Below are 19394 nucleotides of genomic sequence, written 5' to 3' on the forward strand. Positions count from 1 at the left end.
GGTTTAGATGATGCGGTTGGTACTTTTTCCCTCAAGAAAGGCCTGAAGGTTCTGGGCCGCGATGTTCAGGAGTCGGGTCCTTGCTTCCCGTGTAGCCCAGGCAATATGGGGTGTTATGGTGCAGTTGTCGGCGCCGATCAGCGGGTTTGCTTGCCTGACCGGCTCCTCTGAAAGTACATCGAGACCGGCTGCCCGTATTCTTCCTGAATTAAGCGCCTGTGCCAATGCTTCCTCATCGACCAGCTGCCCCCTGCTGCAGTTTATCAGGATAGCGGAATCCTTCATCAGCCCAATGGTTCCCGGGTTGATCAGCTGCCTGGTCTGTTCGGTTAAGGGGCAGTGCAGGGTGATGATGTCGGAGGTGGCGAGCAGCTCTTCAAGTTCTACATGACGGCTGTTATCCGGCAGATCCTTGGGAATTGTTCGGGTATGTATCAACAGCTTCATTTGAAAGGCCCTGGCCAGCTTTGCCGTAGCGCGGCCAATCCTGCCATAGCCGATGATGCCCATAACCTTGTCTGTAAGCTCAACCTGGGGTGTGAGCCAGTAACAATAGTCACTGGTTTTGCCCCACCCTCCGGCAATGACGTCATGGGAATGCTGTGCTACATTATTGGTGATATGAAGGATATGGGCGAAGACCATCTGGGCCACGGATTCGGCACCATAGCCGGGAACATTGGCGACGGCGATATTTCTCTGCCGAGCGGCCTCGATATCGATCACATCATACCCGGTTGCCAGCACACCGATATATCGCAGAGCCGGCAACTTCTCGAGTGTTGACCCGGAAAGCACTGTTTTATTGGTGAAGAGAATCTCCGCTTTTTGGGCTCGTTCAGGAATCTGCTCTTCAGGGGTGCGGTCATATACCCGGAGGTTGCCTCGGGCTGCAAGCGGTTGCCAGTCAAGATCGCCCGGATTCAGGGTATAGCCGTCGAGAACGACGATGTTCATTGATCCACCTCATTCTGGAGCCTATCCGGGAATGCCTCTTCCCGGACACGCTCCTGTGCATAATGATGGGCTCTATTCCACTTCCTTGAGCATGGAGTCAATCAGGTTGAGCCCCTGATTCCAGAAGGATTTGTCATTTAAGTCGATGCCAAAGGGTTTGAGTAGATTGTATGGTGTATCCGAGCCGCCGGCCTGAAGCAGGTCAAAATATTTCTCAATGAAGGGAGCGCCTTCCCTTTCATAGATGCCGTAGAGTGCCAGCACAAGCAACTCGCCGAAGGCATAGGAGTAGACATATCCTGGAGTGGCGAGAAAGTGCGGGATATAGGACCACCAGATGCCGTAGTCTTCGGTCAGCGTGACGGATTTCCCGAACATTTTTCGTTGTGTCTCCAGCCAGAAACCGCTGAGCTGTTCATTGCTCAGCTCTCCCTTTTCACGGCGACCCTGGTGCATGGCCTCTTCAAAACGGTTCATGGCGGTCTGGCGGAAAACCGTGGCGAAGATCGACTCCAGCTTCTGACAGATAAAGGCCTTCTTTTCCGCGTCGTTCTCAAGAAGTTCGAGCTGTGCTCGAAAAACCAGAAGTTCAGCGAAAACCGAAGCCGTTTCGGCCAGAACCAAAGGGGTGTCGCTATAAAAATATCCGTTTTCAGCCGCCATTACCTGATGGACGCCATGGCCGAGTTCGTGGGCCACGGTGGAAATATCCCTGAGGCTGCCGGTGTAATTGACCATAACGTATGGATGGACTTCAGGAACGCAGGGATGGGCAAAGGCACCGCCTCGTTTTCCGGGAATTACCGGTGCGTGGATGTAATTTTTCTCGAAAAAAAGTCTCGCCGTATCTGCCATTTGCGGCGAAAAATCGGCAAACGAATCAAGAACGATTGAGCGGCTTTCCTGCCAATCCACCTGCTTTGTGGGCAGGGCCGGAAGCGGAGCATAACGGTCGTAATCATAGAGCTCCTGCAGACCGAGCAGCTCCTTTTTAACTGAATAATAACGCTGGACGATATCGTACCGATCAGTTACTGCCGCAACCAACGACTCCACGGTGGAGTCGTGCAGCTGGTTTTCCAGATTCATCGAACTGACCCAGGAGGTGTATTTGCGCTGCCGGTCGGTAATCATCTTTTCCGCAGCCAGGGTGTTATAAATATGGGTAAGAATATGATTCTGACTCCGCAGTCCTTCGGTCAATTCAGCAGCAGCCTGCTGTCGCACTTCCCTGCTGTTGCTGTAAAGCTCGGTGAGTACTTCTTCTTCGGTGCGCTTTTTTTCTCCGAAGCGCAGGTTTCCGAAAACCTTTTCAAACAAGGTGTTCCAACTGCTGCGACCCACGACCTTTCTTTCAATGAGGAGTTTTTCCTCCTTCTCAGAAAGCAGATGGGGGCGATATCTCCGCATGGATCTGAGATAGTGGCGGTAATGAGAGAGTATATTTTCCTGAAGGATGTTTTCCACATGATCGGCGGGAAGTTCATTCCATTCCAACTCGAAAAAAACAAGGCCGGTCTCAACCTCGCTGATCAGTTCGCGTATCTGCTGATAAAAAGCACCGGCTTTGGCGTTGTCCACCTGTGTGGTGAAATTGAGAAAGGCGAAGGTGGCGAGCTTACCGAGTCTGCTCTCCAGGTTTTCCAGACGGCCGACCAGAGTATTGAGTTGTTCGGCGGAGAGGGATGCCAATTTTTCTTTATAATTATCGGCAATATCGGCTCCTTCTTTTTTGCACCATTCGCTGTCTTCTCCAACGGCCTCATCATCAACGCCGGCGTAGAGATCTTCAAGATTCCAGAGAATATCAACGGTTTTCAGTGTCTCATTGAGGGATTTTTCCGTAGTCATAGAGATTAACTCCGTAAATCTGTGATAAACTGGCCGACACTGCCGGCGCCTTCGGCATCGACGAGGCGGATTGTTTCAGAACCAATTACCGCCATATCGGCTTTGCCCTTGAGGGCCGCTATGTCTTCACGTGATCGAATGCCGAATCCTACGGCAAGAGGTTTTGCTGTCGCCTTTCGACAGCGCTGCAGATAGGTATCGAAAGTATCATCGAGTTCGGATTTGCTGCCGGTAACACCGCGACGGGCCATGCAGTAGATAAAGCCACTGCCCGCTTTGTCCAGTTCCGCCAGGCGTTCATCTGTGGAGGTGGGTGAATAGATAAGTATAGTAGAGATGTTTTGCTCGGCGGCATAGGAAAAAAAGCCGTCGCTTTGTTCAGGAGGCAAGTCCGGGACAATCAGTCCGGTTATGCCGGAGGCGGCGCATTCGTCGATAAATTCTTTCTCGCCATATTTGAAAATGATGTTGTAATAGGTCATGTAGAGAAAGGGGATATTGTGGGTGCGCGCCATCTCGGCACCAAAGAGCAGACACTGCTTTACCTCGGTTCCTCGTTTCAGACTGTCGAGATTAGCCTTCATGATTACAGGCCCGTCGGCCATCGGCTCGGAAAAGGGGATTTGCATTTCAATGCAGTCCACGCCGTTTTCAACCATCTGCCGAACGACCTCCCGGTTAGCTTCAAAAGAAGGGTAGCCCAAAACAATGTGGGTCATGAGCAGGATGTCTTTCTCCCTGCGCATATTTATCAAACGGTCTTCAAGATGCATGATTCACCATATTTTTTTAAATAAGATAATCTCGTAAAAAGTCATTGAAGTTGCCGGGATGAACTCTGGAAAAAGTAATTCAGACCGGAGCAACTATTTGCTTTTGCTGTATTCAAGGCCTCGCTGGATGATGAACTTTTTCCAGGAGGGATCGTCAAAGGCGTGGGCAATGGTGAAAATATCCTTATCGCCGCGGCCGGACATATTGATAATGACGGCATCGTCCGGCGACAGTGCCGGAGCCTCCTTGAAAGCCTGTACAAAAGCGTGAGCCGACTCGAGCGCTGGGATAATTCCTTCTTTTTTCATGGTCAGATCGAGCGCTTCGATCACTTCTGCGTCGGTTGCCGACTCGAAGCGTACCTTGCCTCTCTCCCAGAGATCGGAGAGAATGGGGGAGACACCGACATAGTCGAGACCGGCCGCCACCGAGTGTGTTTCAAGCATTTGGCCGTCGTCGTTTTGCAGGAACATGGTGCGGTATCCCTGAGCCACGCCCGGTGAAGCATCGGAGCCGCAGAGCCTGGCCGCGTGTTTGCCGGTATCGATTCCCCGGCCGCCTGCTTCCACACCGACCAGCTCGACTCCTTCTTCATCGAGGAAACGGCCGAAAACCCCCATGGCATTGGAGCCTCCGCCGACACAGGCATAGATTCGGACGGGTTTGCGGCCATGCTGTGCCAGGATCTGTTCTATTGCCTCATTGCCGACTATGGACTGGAACCAGGAGACCATCTCCGGGAAAGGCGCTGGTCCGCAGGCGGTGCCGAAGACATAGTGGGTGGTGTCCACATTGGTTACCCAGTCGCGGAAGGCTTCGTTGATGGCGTCTTTCAAGGTTCGCGACCCATCTTTAACGGAAACGACCGTGGCACCCATTTTTTCCATCCAGAAGACGTTGGGGCGCTGGCGGAGGACATCGACTTCTCCCATATAAATGGTGCAATCGAAACCGTATTTAGCGGCCATGGTGGCGGTGGCCATGCCATGCTGCCCTGCTCCTGTTTCTGCGATGACCCGCTTTTTGCCCATGCGTTTTACCAGAAGGCCCTGGCCCATGACATTGTTCGCTTTATGCGCGCCGGTATGATTGAGATCTTCCCGCTTGATGTAGATCTGGGCTCCGCCGAAATGTCTGGAGAGGTTTTCGGCATGGGTCAGGGGTGTAGGCCGACAAGAATAGGTGGACATTACCTTGAGATATTCCTGCCAGAATTGCGGGTCGTTTTTTGCCTGGCTGAAATACTCTTCAAGCTCCTTAAATGTCTGATGGAGCACCTCGGGGATAAAAGCGCCTCCCCAGCTGCCAAAATATCCTTTCTTCACCATATTCATATCTCCGTCCTGCATCGGCATTTTTTAGTATATTCCGCTGTTTTTCGTTTGTATTGACAATTTGCAAAGTCCCGTTTGCGGAACTTCTCCTGAGGGACTGATTATTGCTGAAATCTACACCAATTTGCCAAAAATTAACAAGAAAGAATAGAAATTTACGGGCAATGGCTGTTTTCAGGAGAGACACTTTTCTCTGTATTACCGGTTTCGGGCATATCAGAGTTATCCAGGTCTCCAAGTTTGGCAGACGTTCCAACAGATATACAATTAAGAGTCCTTTGCCGTGCCATCAAGCTGATTTCTGCAGGCTGCCGCAAAATCTTCGGGGTAGTGTCTGCTGATAAAACGGAGCTGCGCCTCGCTGAAGGCGCCTGGAGAGAAGGGTAGCTTGGGCAGAAGTGCGTAGAGCAACGGCTGGTTGAAGCGTGTCCTCTCAGCTATCCGTTTGGAGTATTCAATCGAAGTAACCAGTCGTGCACCGAGTTTTTCCAGGACCTGCTGGGCTTTGAGGATGGCAAGGTTGAGCGAGTTGCGGCAGTTATTGTCGGTTTCCAGGATATTGCCGGGAAAACGCCCCTCGGCGTCCGGTTTGGTCATGATTTGCAGCTCCCACTGGGAGGTCTGGGCCTTGGGAACAAAGATCATGACATTGTCATCCTCCCAGACAATCAGAGAGCAGGGCAGCTCAGCAAGACCGTCCATCCGCAGGTTGCTTGTGATTGCTCTATAGTAATCGGCAAAGAAATCGCTCTGGCAATGGCGCTGATACTCTTCGATAACCCCAGCGATCATATCTCCGTTACTGAAGGCCGGCATGCTGCCTGTGGCAACGGTTCCACCGCAGTAGGTTTCAACAAGATCGGGTACGACAGCGTATTGCTGATGAATCTGCTGGTGGGAGGCATGCAACCGATAATCCGTCGGCGAATAGTCGAAGCCGAAATTCCAGCCCCAGAGAATAGCGTGGTTTTTGCACTCCTCCATATCTATTTTCTGCAGAAGATTAAGGCGTAGTTCTTCGAGCTGTTCCTCGGAGAAGGGTGTTTTCTGCAGATTTTCGAAGCCCAGCAATCCGGCCAGACGCACATAGAGGCGCTGGTAGTAAAGGTGTCTCAAGCCCTTCATGTCTTTTTCTTTCAGGCTGCCGATTGAGTAACGGACGGCGTCATCGGCCATATTGGCGGCAAAATGTCCGCCGGCGATATAGGAGTTGCGGCGCAGGTACTCGAAGATATGGCTCTGCCCTGCTATTGTCCACTCGCCGATGATTTCACTGGTGCCCTGAGCACCGGGTCGCAGCACCATTGCCCTTTTATAGGCATCAGGCAGGGCCGGATTGTTAGCGACAGCCTCGAAAAGATCATGGTCATAAATTTCAGCTTTGATCCTTCCGTCGGTAATTTTGCTGTAGTACAACCCTCTGTTTCCTGATTGATCGACTGTTAATTTGCAGCTCAATTCGGCGAGTTGCCGCAGGTCGGCCGGGTCGTTGGAACAGGTTGCCAGGGTCATTAGAAGCGGGCGCGGCAGGGCTGAGAGAAAATCATTATCGATATCATAGGATTCCAGCAGATGTCTAAAGGAAAAAGACTGTAGTTTGGGAATGGCTATGGCTGAGAGATCCCGGGCTATCCTATCGGCCCAGATCTTGTCGATAAAAGTAGTTCCTCGAAAGGGCAGGGGATTGGGGATCTCAATTATCCAGTTGGCTTTGTCAACCGCGACATCTCCGTCAGGATAATTAGCGACGTTGAGGTGTTCGGCGCCATCCTGGAAAATCCCCAGTGCTTCGATCCTGGTGTCCCGGCGAAGATTGGCGACAGGGTAAGAAGGTTTATGGATTCCATAGATAAACTTACCGGGGGGAGTCACGCAATTATAATAGCTTTTCGTTGTCATGTCCGTCGTCTATTTAATTTTACAAATTACCAGTACCTTCGTCATCAGACCAGAGCTGCAGCGCTCTTTTGTATAGTTTTGAGCGCGATACTCCCAGATCGGCCGCGAGTGTTTTGCAGCTGTCTTTCAGCGATAGCGAGGAGTGGTCCCTATACCAGAGAATGAGATCATCAATATCCATCTCTTTAGAAGGTACAGCATCGGCCGGAGCCAGGATGAGAACATGCTCACCGCGACTTTTCCTGGAGGAGGTAATTACGATCAATTCCGAAAGTGATGTCTGTTGCAGCTCCTCGAAGTTTTTGGTGAGTTCGCGAGCCATGAATATCTGGCGATCTCCCAAGGCAGCGATGGCATCCTGAAGAAATCCTTCTATCCTGTGGGGAGACTCATAAAATACTGCATAATAGTCTGCATGAAGCAGGGTCTGCAGAAGCTTTTTTCTCTGAGTTTTTTTCGCAGGCGCAAAACCATGAAACATGATAGCTTTTTCCTCTATACCCGCACAGGAGAGAGCGGCTGTCAGCGCCGATGGCCCCGGTATGGGAACAATCTTCAAGCCGCGTTCCCGAGCCTTGCGCACAACGACGGTTCCCGGGTCGGAAATAGCCGGTGTACCGGCATCGGTGACAATCGCTACATCCTGCCCCTCTTCGAGGAAACGGACAATTTGTTCAGCCCGCTGCTGCTCCTGCTCCCGGTAGTAGGAGATGAGGTTGGTGTCAATGCCTAAATGATTGAGGAGTTTCTTGGTATGACGCGTATCCTCTGCTGCGATATAGTCTGCCTCTTTAAGGATGCGAATGGCACGCAGAGTTATATCCTCAAGGTTGCCGATGGGGGTGGCAACAATATAGAGTGTTCCTGTTTTGGCTGACGTGCTATCATGCATGGTAAATTTACACGGTTTTTGTTGATCTTATACTGACTTGTTCCATTAGTGACATTCTACCAATATAGGTATAAAATGCATCCCTTTCCTGCTGCCGCTGAAGAAACCTTCTCTGCTCTAGCACTAGACCTTAACAGCGCCTTGCGCTCTGATTATCTTTGGAGATCAGGGGATCTCTTGGTGCAGGCGTGTTTCTCTTGACAAAAAAAATCTCAATTGTACTATATGAGCATACATGCATATACAAACAGTATTTAGGATGACGATGACACCAGATAAATGTGACACCAGAATAATTCACATGGAAAAAGTGACAATGGCGAAAGATTCCTCCCTTGAGGAAGCGGAGCTGGTTGATCTTGCACTTTTTTTTAAAACCTTTGCCGACCCCAGCAGACTGAAGATTATGATGGCCCTGGCTCAGCAGGAGATGTGCGTCTGCGATATTGCCGCTTTTCTTGATATTTCCGAGTCAGCCGTCAGCCACCAGCTCCGCTATCTGCGTGGCTCCCGACTGGTGAAAAACAGAAGGGATGGAACTATTTTGTATTACCGGCTCACGGATAACCATGTTAAAGAAATGATTGACACGGGACTTGAGCATATACGAGAATAAAAGCAGAATTAAGGAACGACATGCAGGAAGCACTTTATCAAATTTTTTTAGAGTCGTGGAGTATTCTCCTGGACTCTTCCATATACATATTAGGCGGAATTGTGATTGCCGGCCTCCTCAAGGTGACCTTGAATCCCAACCTGATTCTCAAGCACCTGGGCCGGGGGAGATATTCCTCTGTTGCCAAGGCCGCTTTCTTTGGAGTGCCGCTGCCGCTCTGATCATGTGGAGTGCTGCCGGCGGCAGCATCACTGAAGAAGCAGGGTGCCAACAAAGGAGCTACCACGGCATTTTTGATTTCCACGCCGGAGTCAGGCGTTGATTCCATTGCCGTGTCGTATGCCCTGCTCGACCCCATCATGACTGTCATCCGTCCGGTTGCCGCATTTATAACCGCGATGACGGCAGGTGCGCTGGAGAATTTTCTGTCCTTTTCCTCTGCTCAGGCAGATGTAAAAGCGGCCAACAACTGTCCCGTGGATAATTGCTGCGACGGCATCGACTGCCCTCCGGAGGTTCATAAGAGACACCATACCTACTTTGAAAAAATGAAAGCAGGATTGCGCTATGCAGTAGTCGATGTATGGGGCGATATCGTCATGTGGTTTTTTGTTGGTCTCCTGTTGGCAGGGATTATTACAGCACTCGTGCCGAGTGAATTCATGGCCGGCTGGTTCGGCGGCGGGCTGGTTTCCATGCTTTTCATGCTGGTTTTCGGCATTCCGCTCTACATCTGCGCCACCGCTTCCACTCCGATTGCGGCGGCCCTGATTTTAAAGGGAGTAAGTCCTGGAGCCGCCCTGGTTTTTCTTCTTGTGGGTCCGGCAACAAATATCACTTCGCTTTCTGTTCTGATTGGTATATTGGGAAAGAAAAGCGTGGTACGTTATCTCCTGGTGCTCTCGGTAATGGCCATTCTTTTTGGACTGGGCGTGGATGCTCTCTACAGGCTAATCGGGATTTCACCGGTGGCAATTATCGGAGAGGCCGGTGAGATCGTTCCTTATCCGATCAAGGTGGCAGCCAGTATAATTTTGGTCCTGCTTTCTCTAAGACCGTTCTGGGAGCTTTTAAAGAAGTTGCATAAAGACGATAAGCCTAATACAACCTCTTTCTGTGATTTTCCTGCCATCGGGAAGGCACAGAAAAAAAGGCAGTAAGCTGCGGCGATGTCTCTCTTATGAATATGGTTTTCAAACTACTGGACTCTCGAAAGCTCTTGAAGTCAGAGCTACAGCAGGGTCCATCCCGACAACTTCGATGACTTTATTCGAGATCAACCAAACTGAGCAGTTAAAGGAAGATGAATAAACATATTGGAATCTTAACGGCCGGAGGCGATAGTCCGGGGCTCAATGCGGCAATACGGGGAATCGGCAAATCGGCCATCCACAGCAATCGTATGGATGTTATCGGCTTCCGTGACGGCTTTCGCGGCCTTATGGAAAACCGGATCATGCGGTTGGATCTGCAGGTTCTTTCTTCCATCCTCACCCTCGGAGGGACTATCCTCGGAACGAGCAGGGATAAGCCGCACAAGATGCCTGTGGGTGCTGAAACTGTCGATATGACCGATGTCATCTGCGACAACTATTACCGCAATAACCTCGATGTGCTGATATGCCTGGGCGGTGGAGGGACCCAGAAAAATGCCTACCGCCTTGCTCAGAGAGGATTGAATATACTCACTTTGCCCAAGACCATTGACAACGATGTGGCCAACACCGATGTTACCTTCGGCTTTCACACGGCAATGGAAATAGCCACCGAAGCCATCGACCGGCTGCACTCTACCGCGCATAGCCATCATAGAATTATTGTGGTCGAGGTCATGGGACATAATGCCGGCTGGCTGGCACTCGGCGCCGGCATAGCCAGTGGGGCCGATGTCATCCTTATTCCTGAGATTCCTTTTGATACCGTTGAGATAGCCAAAGCCATACGGCAACGTCAGCAGCGGGGTAACAATTTCAGTATAGTTGTGGTGGCTGAAGGAGCCCTGTCTAAAATGGATCACATAGAGCTTGTCAAGCTTAAGGAATTAAAGCTTAAGGCCAAGGAGGAAAAAGACTCCAAGCTTAAAAAGACAGTCACGGAAGAGTTGAAAAAATTTTCCGTCCTGCACCGCACCAATACCCTGCGGCTTTCTCAGGAGTTGGAGGAAATGACAGGTTTGGAGTCCAGACTCACCATTCTCGGTCATCTGCAGCGGGGCGGCACTCCGTCGGCTGCCGACAGGGTTCTGGCGACACGCCTCGGCAGCGCTTGCATCCAGTATATTGAAGAGGGTGTTTCCGGTGCGATGATTGCTGTTAAAGGCCAGGGAACCGCAGCGGTTCCGTTGGAAGAGGTTGTCGGGAAGCGATCGCTGGTGCCTCTTGATCACAGCTGGCTGCTGAGCGCCAGAAGGGTAGGTACGTGTCTTGGCGATTGAGTGATGCTTTCCAAGGATGATATCCAGGTTCACTATAATCTCTGAGAAAAAACGATTATGCAATCCCGGTCACCATCCAGTGGCCGGGATTTTTTATCTGGTGTCATTTCTAACCCGGGGTTCAGGAACTTGAAATATCCGGACTAAAGATTGGTATAACTGCTACCGATACATATAAAGAATGTAGTATGTACCTGAAAAACTTATAAAATAATGAAAGTTCCATGTTGTGAACCACTTAGATGAGCGGGAAGGAGAAAAGGATATTCTCTTCTCAAGGAGGGAGCAGCTATTGAAGTTTTTCCTAAAGACCACCCAGATGGCCTTCATTGTAATATCCTTTGTTTTGCTGGGGTCATGTTCATCGCCGGAAACCATAAAAATTGGATTGATCGCCGGTCTTTCCGGGCGGGTTGCCGATATGGGTATTCACGGTAGAGACGGAGCTATGCTTGCTATTGAAGAGGCTAACAGTCAGGGTGGTGTCGGCGGCAGGGGCATTGAACTTGTCGCTCGTAATGACCGGCAGGACAAGCTGGTCTGTCGGGAAGCCATCGCCGATCTCATGGCAGAACAGGTTGTGGCTGTTGTCGGCCCAATGACCAGCTCCATGGCCCTCGAAGTCGTGCCGGAGATAAACAGATATAAAATTCCCACAATCAGTCCAACAGTGAGTTCAAGTGAACTCGCCAACCTGGACGATTATTTTTTTAGAGTCATTCCTGAAAACTCCATAGCAGCTATCAAAACAGCTGAATATGTATCATTGGAAAAAAACTATAAAAATATTTTCGTCATATATGACAAAGGTAACAGTTCCTATACGAAATCATGGTATATGACGTTAAAGGAACACTATGAGATACTTGGCAACGGAAAAATCGAAGGACTCAGCTATATCTCCACCAATGGCTACGACTTTCTGGAACTAGCCAGGGTCATTTCCAAAAAGAAGATGGATTGTCTGGTCATTCTCGCCAATGCCCTGGATACTGCAATGATCAGCCAGCAGCTCGCCAAACTAGGGGTGAAGGTTCCCAGGATTGCCAGTGAATGGGCGCTTACCGAAGATATTTTAGAATATGGCGGAAAGGCCGTGGAAGGGTTGGAAATTTTTCACTCCTTTGATCGTAACAGCGTTGCCCCTGTCTATCTTGAATTCAAGAGAAGATTCCAGGATAGGTTCGGATATACGGCCGATTTTGCTTCGGCCTATGCCTATAATGCCACGAATATCCTCCTTAAGGCCTTGGAGGAAGGGACTTCTGCTGAGCACATGAAGAATTTTATTCTAAGCAACAGCCCCTATGAAGGCGTTCAGGGAAAAATTCATTTCGATCGGTATGGCGATGCCGAACGGGATTACTTCCTGCTGCAGATTGACAATGGTAAAGTAGTGACACTTTAGTAAGTTGCAGATTTTTTTTCATTTTGGAGAAGACAATCTGTCTCAAGATCTTATCCGGGTTTAATCGGCTAGTGTCTCACGCCCTGCTCGTCTGACGCAATGTATATTAAAATCTACTCCTTTTCATGCCTCCTAAACACTTGTGCAGCTCCGCAGGATTAAAATCATGTTGAAAATAAAAACATTCAGGAGTTCGCTTCTGCTGGGGTTCATGCTTTCCACATTTTTGCCCCTGATTTTATTCGGTTATTTCAGTTACTCCTATTTGAACTATAAAATCGAGGAGTTCGGCAAGCAGAGCAATGAGCTGCTGGCGGAAACAGTGGCGACTGAAATATCATCTTTCTTGAGAAATCCGCTGATTGTTCTGGAGCAGGTCATGATCCTGTTGAAACCGGAGAGGCCGGCAGTCACGGAAATCGATGACATTTTGGATGAGATTGTTTCGGAATCGGATTATCTCGAGACCGTATATGTTATAAATGCAGAAAAACATGTCATTAACATTGGACTGGATCCCGAATATAGGAGCGTTGCCGATAATTACCTGGATCTGGATTTATCTGGATTGAGCATGTTGAAAAATATTGAGTTTCTGCAGGGTCCATATTGGTCCAATTCCTTCCTTTCTCCAGTTTCCGGGAAAAACAGCATTGCCTTGATATACCCGATTGATCAGAGAAGGTACCTCATAGGCCTTATCAATATCGAACATTTACATAGCTCCATTCTGGAACGATCGGGGAGGAGAAATACCTCTACCATAATTCTGGATGAAAACGGAACTCCGGTGTTTCACCCACAGTTACAGATAGTTGAGGAACAGCAGAGCTTCGCCAATATGATTCCTTTTCGGGAATCGCAAATCGGCAAGTTCGGCACCCATGAAATCGAATTGAACAACGTGCCATACCTTGGCAGCACCGCTAATATAGCGGAAACAAAGTGGCTGGTAGTCATTGTTCAACGGCTTGCCGATGCCGAAAAGCCTCTTCAGAATATGACCGGTTTATTTATTTTTGCCGCGCTGTTTTCGGCGATTGTCGTCATAATACTGGCATTTCGCCAGTCGCAAAGGTTACTGAAGCCCCTGCGACTGTTCCAGGAAAATATTCAGGCCGTGGCCGAAGGTGATTATCAGGCCAGTATTTCCAGGCAGTCACATGAAGAGTTTGAAGAGGTGGCGACCCTGTTTCGTTACATGGCCGCTGCCATCGAAAAACGAGAGCAACTTCTTGAAATCAACGAGGAAAGACTTATTTCGCTCCTTGACGTTCATAATCTTAAAGAGCTGGAAGAAAACGAGCTGCTGGAATTTGCCCTGGAGCAGGCTGTCAATCTGACCAGGAGTGAAATAGGATACCTCCATATTGTCAATGATGAGGAAAGGAATATCGTCAACACTTTCTGGTCGAAAGATGTTGAAACCTTCTGTCAAAGAAATGGTTTTTCCCTGGAGGGGTTGAAACACCATGGTTTTGGCAGAGACTGTATAGAGAAGCGCAGACATTTAATTGAAAACACAAGATATAGGGCGGTACATGGCACTCTGAATGCAGTAGGTGAGGCAGTATTGCGGCAACTGAATGTTCCTATTTTCGATGGCAAAGAGATGGTGGCCGTTATAGGTGTTCTCAATAAAGAATCGGCCTATGATAAAACCGATGCCCGGCAGCTTTCACTCTATTTCAATCACACCTGGGATATCCTGCAGCAAAAAAGGTATGAGCAAGACAAAAGCTATCTGGCAGAGCAGCTTGCCCATGCCCAGAAGCTGGAGGCGATAGGGACCCTTGCCGGTGGGATTGCTCATGATTTCAACAATGTCTTGATGGTGATAATCGGCAATACAGAGTTGGCCAGGGATAATATCGATAAACCTGAAAGGATACAACAGGATCTTGATCAGATATTCAAAGGTGCATTGCGTGCACGGGACCTGGTCAACCAGATTCTGGCCTTCAGCCGCAATAATGCCGAAGGACTCAAGCCTCTGGATATCAAGCCTATTGTGAAAGAAGCCCTGAAGCTGCTCAGATCTTCCATACCTGCAAATATTGTGATCACGCAGGATATTGGTACGGAGTCATATCCCGTGGTTTCGGAACCAGACAAGATCAACCAGTTGATCATGAACTTATGCACCAATGCCTATCAGTCCATGGAGGGGAAAGACGGCACACTTTCAATAAACCTTCACTATGTGAAACTGAAGCATGATCTTTTCAACAGAGGGAAAAAGGTTGCCGCTGCCGGAGAGTATATGCGTCTTGTCGTTGGTGACAGCGGCAAGGGAATTCCTGAGCAAATGATGAACAGGATATTCGAACCATATTTTTCAACCCGGGAAAAAGGACAGGGAACCGGTTTAGGGCTTGCAGTGGTGCACGGTATCGTCAAAGGCTTGAAGGGCGCAATAACAGTAGACAGCAGGCCGGGTGAAGGATCTACCTTTTTTGTCTATCTGCCTGTGGCCAAAATAGAGACACAGAATGAAGAGGAAGTCGTAACCGGGAGACTTCCCGGAGGCAGTGAGCATATTCTCTATGTCGACGATGACGAGGCCATTGCCGTTGTCAACAGCAGAATTTTGGAAAGCCTGGGCTATACGGTATCCACATTTTCTTCCAGCATCAGTGCATTGGCTCATTTTTCCAAGCAACCGGAGAAATATGATCTTATCATATCGGATATAACCATGCCGGAGATAACCGGAGACGTGCTTGCTCGAAAAATGCTGGAGAAGCGCGATGATATCCCTATAATTCTGTGCACCGGGTATAGTGAGAGAATTGATGAGTTGAAGGCAGAGGAGATGGGAGTACGCGAGTTGATGATGAAGCCGCTGACTAAGCTCGATCTGGCTTTAACGGTTAGGAAGATATTAGGATTCGATTGGAAAAACTGAGGCCCCAATCGATAAGTACAATTTGTTCCCCACCTGGATAAATATTTTAACCTTTTTTGCACACTTCAAGAATTTGGAACATGCCTTATTTGCAGAAAACGACAGAGCTGCATACAACCTTGTCGTGTTCGCAAACCTGCCAATGCCCCCTTTTTCCTGCCCAATGATTGTTATAATGATAGATTTGGTAAAAACCTCGATCTACGCATTGTAAATCCGGAATGGCAAATTCCTATACCGCATACAGGGTCTGATCTCTGTTTTATATACTGCTCCTGGTATGTCGAGCTGTTTCCAGAATCCACCTCGGCAGCTTAGATGATTTTTACGAGGGTATCACATCATCATATCCGTACACGGGTTGATAAAGATTTATTTGATTCACGATTAACGAAATGCAACAAATGGAATACTTTGTGCATAATCAAAGAGAAGAAGGGGAGATAATGCAGCGGTGTGGAATTCCGCTGTTCAAAATAACAGATGAGGGACAGACAATGATCTCGAGAGCGCTTGTTGTAGATGATGAAGAAATAGTCAGGAGATTACTGGAAATGGTCCTCGTCAAAAAGGGTTTTGAAGTCATTGAAGCTGCAGATGGTGAGCAGGCGATAGACATCCTCTGTGACGATCTGGATTTTTCTTTGATTATCACTGATCTGCACATGGGAAAAATAAACGGCATAGAGGTGGTCAAAAAAGCTAAGGAATTGAATTGTGAAGCCATTATTTTTCTGATCACCGCCAGCCGGGACGACAGCTATAAAACTGCAGCTTTTGACAGCGGTGCTGATGAGTACCTGCAGAAACCTTTCTCCATAGTAGAATTGGCCGATCTTATCCGCTCTCATCAACTGAAACGCGAAGCTATTCCCGAGGTCAACCGGAAAGCCGACCGCGAGGGGCCGGGGGCATATCTGTCAGAATAGGCAAATATTTTTTTTTGATTATCCGAAACGGGCTTTAACCGTAAAAAATATGGACAGTCCTGCGGGGAAAACTGTACAGTAGTTTCATCGGCTTGTCTTTTTTGTACAGGGGGTGAAAATGTACAATATCCTCATATTCGGATTTGAAAATGAACTTGAAACGCTTCGCCGTGCCTACTCAGATTTTCCGTCGAAAATTCTCAAGGCAAACAGTTCAGCAGAATTTTATTCAACTGCCTTTTCAAGAGTTTATGATCTCTGGCTCATTGATTGTGAGCATCCTGATTTCTCGGACCTGTCACTGCCCGATCTTTTTGCTAATCAGAAATTACCGCTTATTATTATCAACGATCCCGGATTGTCCTACATCTCAAAGATAAAAAAAGAATCAGTAGTTCTGCGTCAACTTACCACAGAAGAGGTGATGACCAGATCTGCCGCTATCTTTAAGGAGATGATGGAGAATAAGGTCGCGCGCAATTTTGAAAAATACCTTGCGGGAGTCTTTGCAAGTCATCCTGATATCGATACCCTCGTGACCAAAAGCCCGCTGATGTTCAAACTGATCAATCTTATCAAGGATATTGCCCCGACAGAGTCGGCGATCTTATTGAATGGGGAAACCGGCACAGGCAAAGAATTGATCGCCAATATTCTCCACAATGAATCGAAAAGAAAGTGCGGTCCTTTTATGGCCGTTAACTGTGGAGCATTGCCTGATTCCCTTCTTGAGTCCGAACTCTTCGGTTATGAAAAAGGAGCTTTTACAGGAGCTAGTACCAGAAGGACGGGGAAGATCGAGTCGGCTTCGGGAGGGACGCTCTTTCTCGATGAAATAGAGTCGATGTCGGAGGCTATGCAGGTCCGCCTTTTGAGGGTGCTTCAGGAGAAGTCATTTCAGCGCCTGGGTGGTAATCAGGAGATAGGTGTTGATTTCAGACTGATCGCAGCTACCAATACCCACCCCGATGAGCTGCTCTCCACAGGCAAATTACGATCGGATCTTTACTATAGACTTTCCGTTTTCCCTATCCATATACCTCCCTTAAGAAACAGAATGGAAGATATTCCCCTGTTGACCAGACACTTTGTCAACAGAAAGAAAAAAGACGGCAGAGACTATGTTAAAGGCGTTGACAGCAAGGTCATGAAAATTTTACTGTCTGCGCCCTGGTTCGGGAATATCAGAGAATTGCAGAATGTGATCGAAAGGGCGGTAATGCTGGCGGATTCAGAATTGATTGATGCCGATTTAATCCAGATCCCGTCTCTGCCTACCCAAGAGAGAAACTATTCGCTTCCTGATGATCAGGCTTTCAGACCCGGCACGACACTTAAAACCTATAAAGCTGTGCTGGAGCAGTCGGCAGAGCGAAAATACCTGGTAGAGCTTCTTGAATACACCGGCGGCAGAATCGGTGAATCAGCTCAGCTTGCGGGTCTGACACCACGCGCACTCTATAATAAAATGAAAATTTACGGCCTCAAAAAAGAAAACTTCAAAAAAAACGGAACAATGATTCCGATCGGAACTATTCCTTAATCAAAATAAATACACATATTATCAATAATATATCTTCTGATATATCCATATCCTTATTGGTTCTTCGGAACAAATATCACTTATTTTCGGCGTGAGCCTCCTCTGTAAATATCAACATTTCGGCCTGTTACCTCCATTTATAAACTGGCACCGCGATTGCTAGTAAAATTGAGTAAAACAATTATTTCCTAAGTCTTATAATTGGAGGGGGAAAAATGAGTACATTCAACAAGCATCACGGTGATAGAGAACGATTTGGGAAATGCCAGATTTGTCTGGAGTATATTCCTATAGAATATTACTTTGGCATTGGCGACACCATTATGTGTTATGGATGCGGAAGCGAGTATGTTATTGAATCAAAAAACCCCGTGAAATTAAACCTATCTGAAGGTGTGTTTGATCCCGACGGTTTGGATGATGAATTTCTTTTCAATACCGGCTGGGATAAATAACTTATTCAGGTTTATCTGATCGGCAGCTTTCCCGTTGCAGGTAGTTTTTGCCCTGGGCGGGAAAGCTGCATTACCGAAATAATTCAGTTATCCTTTCGGAAATCTCAGACAGTACGCCAAGCCTCCATATTAATATTCATATTTTCTCTATATGCTTTTCAAATGCTGCAAGCGATAGATTGCGGGGGTTCTCATCTTGGCATTGGTTTCTCTTCAATATTAAATACAGAGGTGCGACCTCTTTCCCCATCTAGCACCGCCAAATCAATTCGGGCAGAGGAATGTCCTGACCTTGCGATCTGGTTTCATTGCTGGAAATGGACCTGTCCTTATCCTCTTCAATATTCTTCCTCATCTGATCATCTGCAGTAAATCTCATCACCAGATCCCGAATTCCAAGCGGCAACCTTCATTCATTGAATCCCAGGCGTGCCCCACCTATCCCATAGATGTGATGATATTTTCATCATCTATGTTCGCCGAATAACAAAAGCAGTGAGGTTGCAAGACATTTTACTGGGACCGTAACGGTTTCTGCCTCTGATTTAAGCGATTGAACTGCTATGAATAATTCATCAGAAGAATTTTTTCTTCCGATTGAAGAATGTGAGAAAAATGTGGGAAATCGAAAGTATGTTGTTGTGGAAGTGTGGATTGGTATTGGTGGAGTTGAAATGTGGCAGCGTCTAAAAGTTGAAAAACAAGACCCGCAGAATGTGTTCCCATGGTTGATTGGCGGTTAAAACTTAAACAAGTGTAACATTGGTCTGGTATTATTTATCCAGACAACAGACAGAGAAAAGAGGTAGAAAAAATTGAAACAATTACTAGGCCTTGCTGTATTAACCGGCCCGTTATTTCTGATTGTGTTATGGGTGCCGGTGTGTATTGCCTTAGCGTTTTTGGTAGGAAAGAAGTTAGTCAAAAAATCTCTGACTCTAAAAATTATAGGGGGAGTTACGGTTTTTCTGATCATGCTGCTTCTTCCCGTCTCCGACGAAATTGCCGGGAGAATCTACTTCAATCACCTTTGTGAAACTGAAGCTGGAGTGAAGGTTTATCAAACCATTGAGCTGCCTGCTGAGTATTGGGAAGAGGATGGGGGCCCAAGGTTTTACGATGAAAAAAATGGAAATTTTACGCTACCATCAAAAAAATTCTATAAGGTTGACTCAAAGAAAGTAAATCGTCTATTTGGTGTCCAAGAGCGTCGTGCATTTATTTTGGATAAAAATACTAACGAAATAATAGGCGAAAAACTGCTATTTCGATATTGGAGAGGGTACATTTTAAAGAACTTTACTCCTCACAATAGTGCGATTAGATGTGGTGGCGATTGGGATGAGTTTGTAGAAAAACAATTTACACAAACAATGGCGAAAGGTGGGGAATAA

At 47.7% G+C, this 19394-nt stretch carries 16 protein-coding genes; 10 read left to right on the plus strand and 6 right to left on the minus strand.

All coding sequences use genetic code 11. From position 1 onward, the window contains the following. Positions 1–3: 3 nt before the first annotated feature. The 6 genes from JWG88_RS17285 to rsmI form a co-directional block, all read right to left on the minus strand. Positions 4–957, minus strand: a complete 954-nt coding sequence (locus JWG88_RS17285; RefSeq protein WP_205235048.1) for a D-2-hydroxyacid dehydrogenase — start codon at positions 955–957, stop codon at positions 4–6. A 72-nt stretch (positions 958–1029) separates the two neighbouring features. Beyond that, positions 1030–2808 (minus strand): M3 family oligoendopeptidase, encoded by a 1779-nt coding sequence (locus tag JWG88_RS17290; RefSeq protein WP_205235049.1) that lies wholly within the window; start codon positions 2806–2808, stop codon positions 1030–1032. Between the two features lie 5 nt (positions 2809–2813). Next, a complete protein-coding gene (trpA, locus tag JWG88_RS17295; RefSeq protein WP_205235050.1) occupies positions 2814–3581 on the minus strand; it encodes a tryptophan synthase subunit alpha in 768 nt (255 codons plus the stop codon). 93 nt (positions 3582–3674) lie between these two features. Then, complete coding sequence (trpB, locus tag JWG88_RS17300; protein ID WP_205235051.1) at positions 3675–4910, minus strand: tryptophan synthase subunit beta; 1236 nt, start codon at positions 4908–4910, stop codon at positions 3675–3677. A gap of 273 nt (positions 4911–5183) precedes the next feature. Then, complete coding sequence (locus JWG88_RS17305; RefSeq protein ID WP_205235052.1) at positions 5184–6815, minus strand: hypothetical protein; 1632 nt, start codon at positions 6813–6815, stop codon at positions 5184–5186. A 19-nt stretch (positions 6816–6834) separates the two neighbouring features. After that, positions 6835–7707 (minus strand): 16S rRNA (cytidine(1402)-2'-O)-methyltransferase, encoded by an 873-nt coding sequence (gene rsmI, locus JWG88_RS17310; RefSeq protein ID WP_205235053.1) that lies wholly within the window; start codon positions 7705–7707, stop codon positions 6835–6837. A gap of 265 nt (positions 7708–7972) precedes the next feature. Here rsmI and JWG88_RS17315 point away from each other — a divergent pair, with 265 nt between their 5' ends. From JWG88_RS17315 to JWG88_RS17360, 10 genes are all read left to right on the plus strand, one after another. Continuing rightward, positions 7973–8323: an ArsR/SmtB family transcription factor gene (locus tag JWG88_RS17315; protein WP_205235054.1), complete on the plus strand. Its 351-nt coding sequence runs from the start codon at positions 7973–7975 to the stop codon at positions 8321–8323. Between the two features lie 20 nt (positions 8324–8343). After that, positions 8344–9483, plus strand: coding sequence for an SO_0444 family Cu/Zn efflux transporter (locus tag JWG88_RS17320; RefSeq protein WP_205235055.1), 1140 nt, complete (start codon positions 8344–8346; stop codon positions 9481–9483). Between the two features lie 143 nt (positions 9484–9626). After that, a complete protein-coding gene (locus JWG88_RS17325; protein ID WP_205235056.1) occupies positions 9627–10757 on the plus strand; it encodes a 6-phosphofructokinase in 1131 nt (376 codons plus the stop codon). A gap of 292 nt (positions 10758–11049) precedes the next feature. Further along, complete coding sequence (locus JWG88_RS17330; protein ID WP_205235057.1) at positions 11050–12165, plus strand: ABC transporter substrate-binding protein; 1116 nt, start codon at positions 11050–11052, stop codon at positions 12163–12165. Between the two features lie 166 nt (positions 12166–12331). Next, positions 12332–15073: an ATP-binding protein gene (locus tag JWG88_RS17335; protein WP_205235058.1), complete on the plus strand. Its 2742-nt coding sequence runs from the start codon at positions 12332–12334 to the stop codon at positions 15071–15073. A 446-nt stretch (positions 15074–15519) separates the two neighbouring features. Further along, positions 15520–16002 carry a response regulator transcription factor gene (locus JWG88_RS17340; protein ID WP_205235059.1) on the plus strand — a complete coding sequence of 161 codons (483 nt, stop codon included), beginning with the start codon at positions 15520–15522 and terminating at the stop codon, positions 16000–16002. A gap of 118 nt (positions 16003–16120) precedes the next feature. Beyond that, positions 16121–17545, plus strand: coding sequence for a sigma-54 interaction domain-containing protein (locus tag JWG88_RS17345; RefSeq protein ID WP_205235060.1), 1425 nt, complete (start codon positions 16121–16123; stop codon positions 17543–17545). A gap of 215 nt (positions 17546–17760) precedes the next feature. Beyond that, complete coding sequence (locus JWG88_RS17350; protein WP_205235061.1) at positions 17761–18000, plus strand: hypothetical protein; 240 nt, start codon at positions 17761–17763, stop codon at positions 17998–18000. Between the two features lie 563 nt (positions 18001–18563). Beyond that, complete coding sequence (locus JWG88_RS17355) at positions 18564–18743, plus strand: hypothetical protein (RefSeq protein ID WP_205235062.1); 180 nt, start codon at positions 18564–18566, stop codon at positions 18741–18743. Between the two features lie 72 nt (positions 18744–18815). After that, complete coding sequence (locus tag JWG88_RS17360) at positions 18816–19394, plus strand: hypothetical protein (protein ID WP_205235063.1); 579 nt, start codon at positions 18816–18818, stop codon at positions 19392–19394.

The organism is Desulfopila inferna, assembly GCF_016919005.1.
GTDB classification, from domain to species: Bacteria; Desulfobacterota; Desulfobulbia; order Desulfobulbales; family Desulfocapsaceae; genus Desulfopila_A; species Desulfopila_A inferna.

What these genes read in the sequence shown, in the direction of transcription:
- trpA (WP_205235050.1), bottom strand. Translation starts at nt 3,581, where the DNA reads ATGCATCTTGAAGACCGTTTGATAAATATGCGCAGGGAGAAAGACATC.
- JWG88_RS17325 (WP_205235056.1), top strand. Translation starts at nt 9,627, where the DNA reads ATGAATAAACATATTGGAATCTTAACGGCCGGAGGCGATAGTCCGGGG.
- JWG88_RS17340 (WP_205235059.1), top strand. Translation starts at nt 15,520, where the DNA reads ATGCAGCGGTGTGGAATTCCGCTGTTCAAAATAACAGATGAGGGACAG.
- JWG88_RS17315 (WP_205235054.1), top strand. Translation starts at nt 7,973, where the DNA reads ATGACACCAGATAAATGTGACACCAGAATAATTCACATGGAAAAAGTG.
- JWG88_RS17305 (WP_205235052.1), bottom strand. Translation starts at nt 6,815, where the DNA reads ATGACAACGAAAAGCTATTATAATTGCGTGACTCCCCCCGGTAAGTTT.
- JWG88_RS17285 (WP_205235048.1), bottom strand. Translation starts at nt 957, where the DNA reads ATGAACATCGTCGTTCTCGACGGCTATACCCTGAATCCGGGCGATCTT.
- JWG88_RS17290 (WP_205235049.1), bottom strand. Translation starts at nt 2,808, where the DNA reads ATGACTACGGAAAAATCCCTCAATGAGACACTGAAAACCGTTGATATT.
- JWG88_RS17355 (WP_205235062.1), top strand. Translation starts at nt 18,564, where the DNA reads ATGAATAATTCATCAGAAGAATTTTTTCTTCCGATTGAAGAATGTGAG.
- JWG88_RS17350 (WP_205235061.1), top strand. Translation starts at nt 17,761, where the DNA reads ATGAGTACATTCAACAAGCATCACGGTGATAGAGAACGATTTGGGAAA.
- JWG88_RS17335 (WP_205235058.1), top strand. Translation starts at nt 12,332, where the DNA reads ATGTTGAAAATAAAAACATTCAGGAGTTCGCTTCTGCTGGGGTTCATG.
- trpB (WP_205235051.1), bottom strand. Translation starts at nt 4,910, where the DNA reads ATGGTGAAGAAAGGATATTTTGGCAGCTGGGGAGGCGCTTTTATCCCC.
- rsmI (WP_205235053.1), bottom strand. Translation starts at nt 7,707, where the DNA reads ATGCATGATAGCACGTCAGCCAAAACAGGAACACTCTATATTGTTGCC.
- JWG88_RS17345 (WP_205235060.1), top strand. Translation starts at nt 16,121, where the DNA reads ATGTACAATATCCTCATATTCGGATTTGAAAATGAACTTGAAACGCTT.